Origin of the sequence: Mycolicibacterium palauense (genome assembly GCF_002592005.1) — a bacterium.
GTDB classification, from domain to species: domain Bacteria; phylum Actinomycetota; class Actinomycetes; order Mycobacteriales; family Mycobacteriaceae; genus Mycobacterium; species Mycobacterium palauense.
In genome coordinates this window covers 1-12,808 of the sequence record NZ_NVQF01000124.1, presented here as the reverse complement: position 1 = coordinate 12,808, position 12,808 = coordinate 1, and the positions used below count along the sequence as shown (strand labels likewise).

General features: G+C 70.9%; 11 protein-coding genes and 1 pseudogene. 6 read left to right on the top strand and 6 right to left on the bottom strand.

All coding sequences use genetic code 11. From position 1 onward, the window contains the following. Positions 1-52: 52 nt before the first annotated feature. Both CSR00_RS27795 and CSR00_RS27790 read right to left on the bottom strand, forming a co-directional pair. A pseudogene (locus tag CSR00_RS27795) lies at positions 53-724 on the bottom strand (coiled-coil domain-containing protein); the annotation flags it as partial. Positions 725-881: 157 nt separating this feature from the next. After that, positions 882-1,115 carry a hypothetical protein gene (locus tag CSR00_RS27790; RefSeq protein WP_099025611.1) on the bottom strand — a complete coding sequence of 78 codons (234 nt, stop codon included), beginning with the start codon at positions 1,113-1,115 and terminating at the stop codon, positions 882-884. A gap of 200 nt (positions 1,116-1,315) precedes the next feature. Here CSR00_RS27790 and CSR00_RS27785 point away from each other — a divergent pair, with 200 nt between their 5' ends. Continuing rightward, complete coding sequence (locus tag CSR00_RS27785; RefSeq protein ID WP_407662533.1) at positions 1,316-3,220, top strand: DEDD exonuclease domain-containing protein; 1,905 nt, start codon at positions 1,316-1,318, stop codon at positions 3,218-3,220. A gap of 34 nt (positions 3,221-3,254) precedes the next feature. Here CSR00_RS27785 and trpD read toward each other — a convergent pair whose 3' ends face one another. Beyond that, on the bottom strand, positions 3,255-4,346 hold the full coding sequence (trpD, locus tag CSR00_RS27780; protein ID WP_245906656.1) for an anthranilate phosphoribosyltransferase: 1,092 nt from the start codon (positions 4,344-4,346) through the stop codon (positions 3,255-3,257). Between the two features lie 118 nt (positions 4,347-4,464). Between trpD and ctaE the strand changes: the two genes are divergently transcribed. The 4 genes from ctaE to qcrB are packed head-to-tail and all read left to right on the top strand — an operon-like array spanning position 4,465 to position 8,824. After that, entirely contained in the window at positions 4,465-5,076 is a 612-nt protein-coding gene (gene ctaE / locus CSR00_RS27775; protein ID WP_099025606.1) for an aa3-type cytochrome oxidase subunit III, read from the top strand. A gap of 24 nt (positions 5,077-5,100) precedes the next feature. After that, positions 5,101-5,979 carry a cytochrome bc1 complex diheme cytochrome c subunit gene (qcrC, locus tag CSR00_RS27770; protein ID WP_099025608.1) on the top strand — a complete coding sequence of 293 codons (879 nt, stop codon included), beginning with the start codon at positions 5,101-5,103 and terminating at the stop codon, positions 5,977-5,979. Continuing rightward, complete coding sequence (qcrA, locus tag CSR00_RS27765) at positions 5,976-7,136, top strand: cytochrome bc1 complex Rieske iron-sulfur subunit (protein ID WP_099025609.1); 1,161 nt, start codon at positions 5,976-5,978, stop codon at positions 7,134-7,136. The genes qcrC and qcrA overlap by 4 nt, the downstream gene beginning before the upstream one ends. Further along, the gene (gene qcrB / locus CSR00_RS27760; RefSeq protein ID WP_099025605.1) at positions 7,133-8,824 is read left to right on the top strand and encodes a cytochrome bc1 complex cytochrome b subunit; all 1,692 of its coding nucleotides are present in this window, start codon (positions 7,133-7,135) and stop codon (positions 8,822-8,824) included. Before qcrA ends, qcrB begins: the two co-directional genes overlap by 4 nt. Before the next feature lie 71 nt (positions 8,825-8,895). Here the strand turns inward: qcrB and CSR00_RS27755 are convergent, their stop codons facing one another. Beyond that, the gene (locus CSR00_RS27755; RefSeq protein ID WP_099025604.1) at positions 8,896-9,774 is read right to left on the bottom strand and encodes a helix-turn-helix transcriptional regulator; all 879 of its coding nucleotides are present in this window, start codon (positions 9,772-9,774) and stop codon (positions 8,896-8,898) included. Between the two features lie 77 nt (positions 9,775-9,851). Between CSR00_RS27755 and ilvD the strand changes: the two genes are divergently transcribed. Further along, positions 9,852-11,699 carry a dihydroxy-acid dehydratase gene (ilvD, locus tag CSR00_RS27750; protein ID WP_099025603.1) on the top strand — a complete coding sequence of 616 codons (1,848 nt, stop codon included), beginning with the start codon at positions 9,852-9,854 and terminating at the stop codon, positions 11,697-11,699. 22 nt (positions 11,700-11,721) lie between these two features. On the opposite strand, the gene CSR00_RS27745 is transcribed toward ilvD, so the two are convergent. Together CSR00_RS27745 and CSR00_RS27740 are read right to left on the bottom strand one after the other, a co-directional pair. Beyond that, positions 11,722-12,399, bottom strand: a complete 678-nt coding sequence (locus CSR00_RS27745; protein ID WP_099025602.1) for a DUF2561 family protein — start codon at positions 12,397-12,399, stop codon at positions 11,722-11,724. A gap of 1 nt (position 12,400) precedes the next feature. Next, positions 12,401-12,808, bottom strand: a 408-nt coding sequence (locus tag CSR00_RS27740; RefSeq protein WP_218014552.1) for an MmpS family transport accessory protein, incomplete at its 5' end; no start/stop codon positions are given.

The following is a 12,808-nucleotide window of genomic DNA, read 5'->3' as shown; positions in this document are numbered from 1 at the left end:
TGGCTTTTCTTTTTCAAGCCGGAGCCCGCATACGCGCTCAGCCTCGGTCTCGTGGGCTCGGTGATGTGTCTAGGGGCCCGGCCACCCTCTGGTCGGGGGTCAACGCCATGTACTGGGACTTGACGATCGCGATCTGCACCTGCAGCTGACTCTGCTTGGACTGCAGGTCGGCGCGCACGGCGGCGGCCTGCTCGGCGGCCGTCTTCGCGTCGGCCGCCGACTTGGCCGAGGCGGCCTCGGCGACCACGGCCTGCTGGCTGGCCTGGCGGAAGTCGGTCATCTGCGTCGCCATCCGCTCACCCATCACCCGCTGCACCGACAGCTTGTCGATCAGGGTCTGCGGCGAGTTGGCGCTGAGCATCGCGCTCAGGCCGTCGGTGCGTCCGCCCATGTAGGTCGCCACGGCGAACTTGTCGACGTTGGCCTGGAAGGTGGTCAGCTGGGCGCGGGCCGCGTCGAGCGCCCCGGCGTCCTCGGCGTGCTTGCGGTCGGCGGCCGCCTGGATCTCCAGTTTCTTGTCCAGATCCAGCTGGGCGCTGTGCATGGCCTCCGTGGTCTGCTCGGCCTGCCGCGAGAGTTCGTTGAGCTTTGCCAGCGCGTCATCGGCGGGGTCGGCCTGCACCGACGCGGCAGCCACGCCGCTCAGGAGCAGGAGCCCGGCAACCAGACCCACGAAAGGTCGTTTCAGGACGCGTTCACCCAGGTGCGTACCGACGAGCCTCAAGATTGATGTCCTTAAATGCCTTCGACGTGCCGCTGCCGCGTCGCCGCCGAACCGCCTTAGGTCTCAGATAGGTTACGAAACGGCATCGGCGTTGTCCAACAGGAGACGCAAATTTAACAGCCCTCCGGGGCCGGCGCGACCCGCCACGCCCGGTTTCTCAGGCAACTCCCGGTTTCGGGTCGCGATGGATCGGCACCAGCCGCAGCCGCGGCGCCAGGCCGGCCTCGGCGAGCACCTCGAGCGCCTCGCGCTCATCGGCCAGCAATGTCTCTGGAACGCCCAAAAGAACACTGACCACACATTCTCGGCATCCTGGCCCACGCACAGCACAGTCATCACAGTCGATGACCACGGGTCCTCCGGCCTCGTCCGGACGGTCCTGACAGTCCATGTCCACCACCTCTCCTCGGTTTCTGACCCGGACGGTAGGGCACGCCTCTGACAAGTCGGGACAAGTCGGGACACGTCGGGACGCCCCGGGGACGACCGTCACCGATCCCATGTGGCCGGCGTGCACCGTGGGTCGGCTGTCGACACGGCGGGCAGGAGGGTCCGGTGTGGTGTCGGTGGCGGGGAATAACGTCGCAAGCCGTGACAGTGCCCGGTGACGCGCAATTGAGCTTCGCCGATGTCGATCCGTCCGCGGATCTCACGCTGCGCGAGACCACCTTCGTGGTGGTCGACCTGGAGACCACCGGCGGTCGCGCCACCGCCCGCCCCGGGGGCGGCAGCGCGGACGCCATCACCGAGATCGGGGCCGTCAAGGTGCGCGGCGGTGAGGTGCTCGGGGAATTTGCCACACTCGTCGATCCGGGTAGATCCATACCGCCGCAGATCGTGGCGCTCACCGGCATCACGACGGCCATGGTCTGTGACGCACCGACCATCGACGCGGTGTTGCCGATGTTCCTGGAGTTCGCGCGCGGCTCGGTGCTGGTCGCACACAACGCCGGCTTCGACATCGGCTTCCTCAAGGCCGCCGCCGCAGGGTGCGACATCGCCTGGCCCCGCCCGCCGGTGCTGTGCACCGTACGGCTGGCGCGCCGGGTGCTGACCCGCGAGGAGGCGCCCAGTGTCCGGCTGGCGGCCCTGGCCCGGCTGTTCCGGGCGGCCAGCGAGCCCACCCACCGTGCCCTCGACGACGCCCGGGCCACCGTCGAGGTGCTGCACGCCCTGATCGAGCGGGTGGGCAACCAGGGCGTGCACACCTACACCGACCTGCGCTCGTATCTGCCCAACGTCACCCCCGCCCAGCGCCGCAAGCGCAACCTGGCCACCGCGCTGCCGCACCGGCCCGGGGTCTACCTGTTCCGCGGTCCCGGCGGCGCGGTGCTCTACATCGGCACCGCGGTCGATCTGCGACGGCGGGTGGCCCAGTACTTCAACGGCACCGATTCCCGGGGCCGGATGCGCGAGATGGTGGCCCTGGCCGACACCGTCGACCATGTCGAGTGCGCCCACGCCCTGGAGGCCGGTGTCCGCGAGCTGCGCCTGCTGGCCGCCCACGCCCCGCCCTACAACCGCCGGTCCCGGTTCCCGCACCGCTGGTGGTGGATCGTGCTGTCCGAGGAAGCCTTCCCCCGGCTGCTGGTGGTGCGCGCCCCGGGCGCCCGCCGCCCGGTCGGGCCGTTTCGGTCCCGCGCCGAGGCCGCCGACGTCGCCGCGCTGCTGGCCCGGTTCACCGGCGTGCGCAGTTGCACCGCCCGCATCGGCGCCGGCTCCCGCCACGGCCCGGCCTGCCCGGAACGCGAGGTGGCCCCCTGTCCGGCGGCCCGCGGCCTGAGCGCCGAGGAGTACGCCCCGGCGGTGGCACGGGCGCGCGCGGTGATCGCCGGTGACGACAGCACACCGATCGCCGCGGCGATCGCCCAGGTGAACACCCTGGCCACCCGCGGACACTACGAGAGCGCGGCCCGGCTGCGCGACCACACCGCGGGCGCCATCGAGGCGCTGTGGCGCGGCCAGCGCCTGCATTCCCTCGCCGGCGTCGGCGAACTCGTCGCCGCCCAGCCCGACGGGCAGGGCGGGTGGCATCTCGCGGTGATCCGGCGCGGCCAGCTGGCCGCCGGGGGCACCGCCCGCCGAGGTGTCCCGCCCATGCCGGTGGTCGACGCGTTGTGCGCCGCAGCGCAGACGGTCCTGGCCGAACCGGCCCCGTTGGGCGGCGCGCTGGTCGAGGAGACCTCACTGCTGATGCGCTGGCTGGCCGCGCCGGGGACCCGGATCGTGCGCACCGACGCGGGCTGGTGCTCGCCGGCGGACACCGCGGGCTCGTGCTCGCCGGTGGACACCGCGGGCTCGTGCTCGCCGGTGGACACCGCGGGCTGGTGCTCGCCGCTGGGCGCCGCGGGCCGGTGGGCGGCGTGGGGCGCGGCGGCCCGCTCGGCGCGCCTGGCGGCCGCGCAGCATCCCCCGCATCCCGACGCCGGGCCCGAGAGCCCGCGGGATGCGGCGCGTTCCCACCGGTACCGCCGGGGGCTGCGCTCGGCCGGCTGACCGGCCCGTCGCAGAATCCGCCTCGGGACCCGTCTCAGAGCCTGTTGGTGAAGGCCACCCACTTGGCCAGCAGCTGGGCCGCCGCACCGGAATCGATCGCCTGCACCGCGCGGGCCAGCCCACTCTCCCAGGCCGGGAGCCACTCGGCCCGGCTGGACAGCCCGGCGTGGGCCACCAGGGCTCCGGCGGCGTTGAGGACCACCGCGTCACGCACCGGGCCCGCGGTGCCGGAGAAGACCGCACGCGCCTCGGCGGCGTTGTGCTCCGCGTCGCCACCGAGCAGCTCGGAGAGCTGGGCGCGGGGGAACCCGAAGCCGGCCGGGTCGAAGGTGAGCCGGTCGACCGTGCCCGCCTGCACCCGCCAGATCGTGGAGGTGGTCGTCGTCGTCAGCTCGTCGAGCCCGTCGTCGCCGTGCACCACCAGCACGCTGGAGCGGCGCGCGGCGAACACGCCGGCCATCACCTCGGCCAGCTCACCGAACGCGCAGCCGATCAGCCCGGCCCGCGGGGAGGCCGGGTTGGTCAGCGGACCCAGCAGGTTGAACACCGTGGGCACACCGATCTCGCGCCGGGCGGCGCCGGCGTGGCGGTAGGACGGATGGAACTGCGGGGCGAACGCGAAACCGATGCCCACCTCCTCGACGCAGCGGGCCACCTGTTCGGGCCCGAGGTCGATACGCACGCCCAGCGCCTCCAGGGTGTCGGCGCCCCCGGACAGCGACGAGGCCGCCCGGTTGCCGTGTTTGACCACCCGCACCCCGCTGGCGGCGCACACGATGGCGGCCATCGTCGAGAGGTTGACCGTGTTGGCGCCGTCGCCGCCGGTGCCGACGACGTCCACGGTGTCGTGGCCGATCCGGTCGGTGGGCACCTTGCGGGCGTGGGCGAGCATCGAGTCGGCGAGCTCACTGACTTCCGCGGCGGTCGGGCGCTTCATCTTCATGGCGACGCCGAAGGCCGCGATCTGTGCCGGCGTGGCCGCCCCGGTCATGATCTGGTCCATGGCCCAGCCGGCCTCACCGGGTGCCAGCGCCTGACTCTCCGTCAGCCGGCCCAGCACACCCCGCCAGGAGGGCGCGGCATCCGACACGCCGGAGGGACCCTGGGCTGACGATGAAGCTGACACAGTCACGCGCCGATATTCCCACGTCGGGCGGGAACTTCTCAAAGCGCGGCCGCGACAGTTATGACCAAATCCCTCCCCGGGTGGAGTTCGCCAACTACAAAGCGTCATACTTCTTGATGTGACGAGCGCTGTAGGGACCTCGGGAACGGCAATCACGTCGCGCGTGCATTCGCTGAACCGGCCGAATATGGTCAGTGTCGGCACCATCGTGTGGCTGTCCAGTGAGTTGATGTTCTTTGCTGGACTGTTCGCGATGTATTTCAGTGCACGCGCGCAGTCCGGCGGAGTGTGGCCTCCGCCGCCGACCGAGCTGAATCTCGCGCTGGCCGTACCGGTCACCCTGGTGCTGATCGCCTCGTCGTTCACCTGCCAGATGGGCGTGTTCGCCGCCGAGCGCGGCGATGTCTACGGCCTGCGGCGCTGGTACCTCGTCACCTTCCTGATGGGCGCGTTCTTCGTCGCCGGTCAGGGGTACGAGTACGTGCACCTGGTCCAGCACGGCACCACGATCCCCGGTAGTGCCTACGGCACCGTGTTCTACCTGGCCACCGGGTTCCACGGCCTGCACGTGATCGGCGGTCTGATCGCCTTCATCCTGCTGCTCGCCCGCACCACGATGAGCAAGTTCACCCCGGCCCAGGCCACCGCCGCGATCGTCGTGTCCTACTACTGGCACTTCGTCGACATCGTGTGGATCGCGCTGTTCGCCACGATCTACTTCGTCCGATAGCGCGACGAGGGCCCGATGAGTTTCATGTCTTCGCAGCGCAAGCGCCCGACGAACAGGAGTGCTCGGTTGAGAATCTCGCGGTTGACCCGCCCTTTCAGTGGTGAGAAGTCGCGGCGTCGGCTCCGCCGCCGCATGTCGGCGGGCCTGCTGCTGCTGGTCGCGCTGGCCATGGCCGGCGGCCTGGCCGCGATCCTGACCCCGAGGCCCCAGGTCGCCGTCGCCGACGAATCGCAGTCGGCGCTGCTGCGCCAGGGCAAGCAGCTCTACGAAACCTCGTGCGTCACCTGCCACGGCGCGAACCTGCAGGGCGTCCAGGACCGCGGGCCCAGCCTGGTCGGCGTCGGCGAGGCCGCCGTCTACTTCCAGGTGTCCACCGGGCGCATGCCCGCGATGAGCCTGGCCGCTCAGGCTCCGCAGAAGCCGCCGAACTTCGACGAGGCGCAGATCGACGCCCTGGGCGCCTATGTGCAGGCCAACGGCGGCGGCCCGCTGGTGGTGCGTGACGCCAACGGCCAGATCGCCCAGGAATCGCTGACCACCGGCGACGTCGCCCGCGGTGGCGACCTGTTCCGCCTCAACTGCGCCTCCTGCCACAACTTCACCGGCAAGGGCGGCGCGCTGTCGTCGGGCAAGTTCGCGCCCGACCTCGGCAAAGCGAACCCGCAACAGATCTACACCGCCATGCTGACCGGGCCGCAGAACATGCCGAAGTTCTCCGACCGGCAGCTCACCCCGCAGGAGAAGACCGACATCGTGTCCTACGTGCGGTTCGCCGCGACGGAGCGCAGCCCCGGCGGCTACGGTCTCGGCGGGTTCGGCCCCACCTCTGAGGGCATGGTGATCTGGATTGTCGGAATGGTCGCCGTGATCGGCGTCGCGTTGTGGATCGGGGCAAGGGCATGAGCAACGAGACTGGAGACAACAGCGGTCAGCCGACCGACGAGCAGCTGGCCCGGATGTCGCACGAGGAACTCCTCGAGCTGGGCGGCAAGCTCGACGGGGTCGACATCGTCTTCAAGGAGCCGCGCTGGCCGGTCGAGGGCACCAAGGCCGAGAAGCGCGCCGAGCGCACCGTGGCCAACTGGCTGCTGTTCGGCGGCCTGTGCGGCCTGGCGCTGCTGGTGATCTTCCTGTTCTGGCCGTGGGAGTACGACCCCGACAGCATCTTCTACGTCCTGGCCACCCCGCTGTACGGGTTGACCTTCGGCCTGTCGATCCTGGCGATCGGCATCGGCGCGGTGCTGCTGCAGAAGAAGTTCATCCCCGAGGAGATCACCATCCAGGACCGCCACGACGGCGCGTCCCCGGAGATCCAGCGCAAGACCGTCGTCGCGAACCTGACCGACGCCCTGGAGGGGTCGACGATCCGCCGGCGCAAGATGATCGGCGTCGGGCTGGGAATCGGCCTGGGCGCCTTCGGCGTCGGCACCGCCGTGGCGTTCATCGGCGGCCTGATCAAGAACCCGTGGAAGCCGGTGGTCCCCACCGCCGAGGGCAAGAAGGCCGTGCTGTGGACGTCCGGATGGACGCCGCGCTTCCACGGCGAGACCATCTTCCTGGCCCGCGCCACCGGCGACAGCCATTCCCCGTTCGTCAAGATGCGTCCCGAGGACGTCGACGCCGGCGGCATGGAGACGGTGTTCCCGTGGCGTGAGTCCGACGGCGACGGGCTGACCGTGGAGTCCCACGAGCGGCTCGCGGAGATCCTGATGGGCGTGCGCAACCCGGTCATGCTGATCCGGATCAAGCCCCAGGACATGGACCGCGTCGTCAAGCGCAAGGGCCAGGAGAGCTTCAACTACGGCGACCTGTTCGCCTACACCAAGGTCTGCTCGCACCTGGGCTGCCCGTCCTCGCTGTACGAGCAGCAGTCCTACCGGATCCTGTGCCCGTGCCACCAGTCGCAGTTCGACGCGTTGCACTTCGCCAAACCCATCTTCGGCCCGGCTGCCCGCGCGCTGGCGCAGCTGCCCATCACCATCGACCAGGACGGGTATCTTGTCGCCAACGGCGACTTCATCGAGCCCGTTGGACCGGCATTCTGGGAGCGCAAATCATGAGTTCCACACTCGGCGAGCGGCTTGCCAAGCAGGGCGATGCGATCGACTCGCGCTACCACCCGTCGGCGGCGGTGCGGCGCGGCATCCTCAACAAGGTCTTCCCCACGCACTGGTCGTTTCTGCTCGGTGAGATCGCCCTGTACAGCTTCATCGTGCTGCTCATCACGGGTGTGTACCTGACGCTGTTCTTCGACCCGTCGATGGCCGAGGTCACCTACAACGGCGTCTATCAGCCGCTGCGCGGTATCGAAATGTCCAAGGCCTACGCCTCCACACTGGACATCAGCTTCGAGATCCGCGGTGGCCTGTTCGTCCGCCAGGTCCACCACTGGGCCGCCCTGATGTTCGCCGCCGCGATCATGGTGCACCTGGCCCGCATCTTCTTCACGGGCGCCTTCCGCCGCCCCCGCGAGGCCAACTGGATGATCGGCTCGGTGCTGCTGATCCTGGCGATGTTCGAGGGCTACTTCGGCTACTCCCTGCCCGACGACCTGCTCTCGGGCATCGGGCTTCGCGCGGCGCTGTCGTCGATCACCCTGGGCATGCCGCTGATCGGCTCGTGGCTGCACTGGGCGCTGTTCAGTGGCGACTTCCCCTGCGGCGGTGTGGGTTACCAGTGCAACGACGTGGGCGCGATCATCCCGCGGATGTACTCGCTGCACATCCTGCTGATTCCCGGCATCATCCTGGCGCTGATCGGCGCCCACCTGGCGCTGGTGTGGTTCCAGAAGCACACCCAGTTCCCCGGCCCGGGCCGCACCGAGAAGAACGTCGTCGGCGTCCGCGTGATGCCGGTGTTCGCCCTCAAGTCGGGCGCCTTCTTCGCGATGACGGTCGGCATCCTGGGCCTGATGGGTGGGCTGCTGCAGATCAACCCGATCTGGAACCTGGGCCCCTACAAGCCCTCCCAGGTGTCCGCGGGATCCCAGCCCGACTTCTACATGATGTGGACCGAAGGTCTGGCCCGTATCTTCCCGGACTGGGAGCTCTACCCGTTCGGGCACACCATTCCCGCCGTCGTGTGGGTGGCGCTGATCATGGGCCTGGTCTTCGCCCTGCTGATCGCCTACCCGTTCCTGGAGAAACGGTTCACCGGCGACGACGCCCATCACAACCTGCTGCAGCGTCCGCGTGACGCCCCGGTCCGCACCGCGATCGGCGCGATGGCCATCGCCTTCTACATGGTGCTGACGCTGTCGGCGATGAACGACATCATCGCGCTGAAGTTCCACATCTCGCTGAACGCGACGACCTGGATCGGCCGTATCGGCATGGTGGTGCTGCCGCCGCTGGTGTACTTCATCGCCTACCGGTGGGCGGTGGGCCTGCAGCGCAGCGACCGGGCGGTGCTCGAGCACGGCATCGAGACCGGCATCATCAAGCGGCTGCCGCACGGCGCCTACATCGAACTGCACCAGCCGCTGGGCCCGGTCGACGAGCACGGCCACCCGATCCCGCTGGAGTACGAGGGCGCCGCACTGCCGAAGAAGATGAACAAGCTGGGATCCGGTGGTGCGCCGGGCTCGGGCAGCTTCCTGTCGGCAGACCCGGCCGCCGAGAACGAGGCACTCACCGAGGCCGCCCACGCCTCGGAGCGCCGCGCGCTGACCGCGCTGAAGGACTACCAGGACACCGAGCACGGGACGGACGACGAGTCCGGCAACGGCTCGGGCAACGGTCACCACTGACGGTCACCACTGACGGTCACCACTGACGGTCAACCACCGACGGTCGGTACCGACGGCGGCTCCGGCCCGGTCTACTCGCCGGGCGGGGCCGGCGCCGGTCCCACGGCGCGGGCCGCGCTCAACCGCTCGCTCGACGGCGCGTCCACGGGGGTGTAGACGACCAGTTGCAGGTCGGGCCGATCCGAGGGCCGCAGCTGGTGCTGTTCCAGACGGAGCGCCCCGGCGGCGGGGTGATGGAACACCCGTTCGCGGGACTCGAACCCGGCCACGGGATGGCCGTCCCAGGCCTGCCGGAACTCGGAGCTGGCCGCGCGCAGCCGCGCGATCAGCGCCTCGACCCGCGGATCCCCCAGCCGCCCCGCCGTGTCGGCCCGGAACTCGGCCAGGAAACGCCGGCTGGTGACGTCCCAGTCGTCGAGCAGAGCGCGGACCCCGGGATCGGTGAACACCAGCCAGAGCAGGTTGCGCTCCCCCGGCTCGACCTCGGCCACCCTCGGGTACAGCGCGGCGTAGGCGGCGTTCCATCCGGTGATCGACCAGTCGGCGGCCAGCGCGTAGGCCGGATGGTCGCCGAGGGCGTCGAGCAGTCGTTGCACGTGCGCCGGTGCGGGCTCGGCGGCCGCCACCCCGTCGCGCTGGGCCTGAACCGGGGCCCGAACCGGCGCGTAGCCGGCCAACCCGAGCAGGTAGTGGTGTTCGGGGGTCGTCAGCTGCAGCGCGCGTGCGACCGCGTCGAGCACCTGACGCGACGGGGTGATCGGCCGGCCCTGTTCCAGCCAGGTGTACCAGGTGACGCTCACCCCGCACAGGTAGGAAACCTCCTCGCGCCGCAGCCCCTCGGTGCGTCCGCGCGACAGCGGCGGCAGGCCGTGCGCCGCGCGCGGTAGGTGGGCGCGGCGGGAGCGCAGGAACGCCCCGAGTTCGGCACGGGACTGCTCGGTCGGCGCCATGGGTCGAATACTAGTAGTGCCAGTACTAGGAGTAGGGCCGTCTTCCGCTGCCCGCCGCCCCGGGTGAAGGTGAGGACATGCCAGAACTGCGTTCCCGCATCGTCACCCATGGCCGCAACGCCGCCGGTGCCCGCGCCCTGCTGCGGGCCGCCGGCGTCGCGCGTGAGGACCTCGGCAAGCCGATCGTCGCGGTGGCCAACAGCTTCACCGAGTTCGTCCCCGGCCACACCCATCTGCAGCCGGTGGGCCGCATCGTGTCCGACGCCGTGCGCGCCGCGGGTGCGATCCCGCGGGAGTTCAACACGATCGCCGTGGACGACGGCATCGCGATGGGGCACGCGGGCACCTTCTACTCGCTGCCCTCCCGGGACCTGATCGCCGACTCGGTCGAGTACATGGTCGAGGCCCACCGCGCCGACGCACTGGTCTGCATCTCCAACTGCGACAAGATCACTCCCGGTATGTTGCTGGCCGCGCTGCGCCTGGACATCCCCACGGTGTTCGTCTCAGGCGGGCCGATGGAGGGCGGCAGCGCCACGCTCGGCGACGGCACCGTTCGCTCCGGGCTGCACCTGATCGACACGATGAGCGGCGCCGCCGATACCGCGGTCGACGAGGACGACCTGCGCCGCATCGAGGAGGCGGCCTGTCCCACCTGCGGATCCTGCGCCGGGATGTTCACCGCCAACTCGATGAACTGTCTGGTGGAGGTGCTCGGGCTGGCCCTGCCCGGCAACGGGTCGGTGGTGGCCACCCACACCGCCCGGCGCCGTCTCTACGAGCTCAGCGGCGCGATGGTCGTCGACCTCGCGCACCGCTGGTACCGCGACGGCGACGAGCGCGCGCTGCCCCGACGCATCGCGAATCGGGCCGCATTCGGCAACGCCATGGCCGTCGACATCGCCATGGGCGGGTCGACCAACACGGTGCTGCACCTGCTGGCCGCGGCAGCAGAGGCGGGCATCGCGTTCAACCTCGACGACATCGACGCGATCTCGCGCCGGGTGCCCTGCCTGTGCAAGGTGGCCCCCAACGGTGTGCATCTCATCGAGGACGTGCACCGCGCCGGCGGCATGCCGGCGCTGCTGGGCGAACTGCGCCGTGCCGGTCTGCTCGACGAGGACGTCTGCGCCGTCCACGCCCCGACCCTGGCGGCGTGGCTCGACGAGTGGGACATCCGCGGTGGCGCCGCCGGTTCGCAGGCCGTCGAACTGTTCGGGGCGGCCCCCGGCCGGCGGCGGTCCGTGGCGGCCTTCAGCCAGTCCCGGCGCTGGAATTCCCCCGACGTGGACGCGCACACCGGCTGTATCCGCGACATCGGACACGCCTACTCCCCCGACGGCGGGCTGGCCGTGCTGCGCGGCAACCTCGCCGAAAACGGCTGTGTCCTCAAGACCGCGGGCGTGGACCCGGGGATGCTGAGCTTCACCGGTCCCGCCGTGGTCGTCGAATCCCAGGAAGAGGCCGTCGAGGCGATCCTGGGTGGCCGGCTGCGCCCCGGCGACGTGCTGGTGGTGCGCTACGAGGGGCCACGCGGCGGACCGGGCATGCAGGAGATGCTGCACCCGACGTCGTTCCTGAAGGGACGCGGGCTCGACCGGTCGTGCGCACTGGTCACCGACGGCAGGTTCTCCGGCGGCAGCTCGGGACTGTCGGTCGGGCATGTCTCCCCGGAGGCCGCGGCCGGTGGCACCATCGCGCTGGTCGCCGACGGCGATCCGATCACCATCGACGTGGCGGCGCGCCACATCGGGCTCGGGGTTCCCGCCGGGGTTCTCCGGGCGCGCCGCGACGCGCTGCAGGAGGGCAACGGCTACCGCCCGCGGGACCGGAACAGGCCGGTGTCCACCGCGCTACGGGCCTATGCCGCACTCGCGGCGTCCGCCGACCGCGGAGCCACCCGGGACCTGTCCGGCCTGACCTGATCCGCAGCCCGACCGACCGGGATCAGTCGCCGTCCCCGGAGCTCTCCTCACCGGCCTCGCCGGCCGGACCGCGCACGTCGGTCGTGCCCGCGGTCAGCTCGCGCAGGTGCAACACCGGGATGGCCGCCATCGCGACGGTGATCACCGCGGCGACACCGATGGCGGCCCACGCGGCGCCGTCGCTGCCGACGGCGAGCAGATAGGCCGCCAGGGCCACCGCCGTCATCGCGGCCCCGGTGGCGGCGAGGACTCCGAGCCCGACGCGCAGCAGAATCCGGTCGAGCACCTCGGCGGGCAGCCCGCGGGTGTCGGCCGACGAGTCCGGCGTGGCCGTGCGACCCACCGCGGCGGTGCTCCGGGCCGGCCTGGTCCGGGCCGGCAGCGACGCGGAGGCACCGGGCTCCTCGGACTCCAGTTGGGCACTCTGGCGCGCCCGCAGCAGCAGCGGCACCGCGGCGACGATCACCGCCGCCGAGACGCCGATGACGACGTAGAGCAGCCACGGGGTGCCCGAGCCGTCACCGTCCTGTCCGCCGGTGGCGCCGCGGCCGAGCTGCGCCAGGGCCACGGTGGCGGCAACCCCCACCCCGAGGGCGGCCAGCCACGCCACGGCGCAGGCGACGATCAGCGCGCGGTCCACCGACTCCGGTGAGTCCGCATATCGGTTGGGCGACCACCAGGCCGCGTCCGGGTTACCCATGTCAACAGCTCGTCTGGGCGGCGTTGCTGGTGTTGGACGAGAGCACCTTGCCGTCACTGGTGGTGATCGAGCAGTTGAGTTTGCTCACCAGGAACAGGCTGGAGGCCTGCACCGAGCCGACCTCCGACTGCGAGATCGGAGTGACGGTCAACGACCACGGGATGTAGACGTTGCGCTGGGTGCGCTGCCGCCCGGAGGCGTCGATGTAGGTGACCGAGATGATGTCGCCGGGCGCCTTGGTCCCGGTCACCGAATAGGTGACCTGGCGCGGGCCGGCCGGTGCGGGGGCAGCCGGCGGCGGGGCAGGCGCGGGCGTCGTCGTCTCCGGCGGTGGAGGCGCCTCCGTGGGCGCCGGCGGCGGCTCGGGCGGCGGCGGGGGCTCCGGGGTGACCGTGACGGTCTCCGGCGG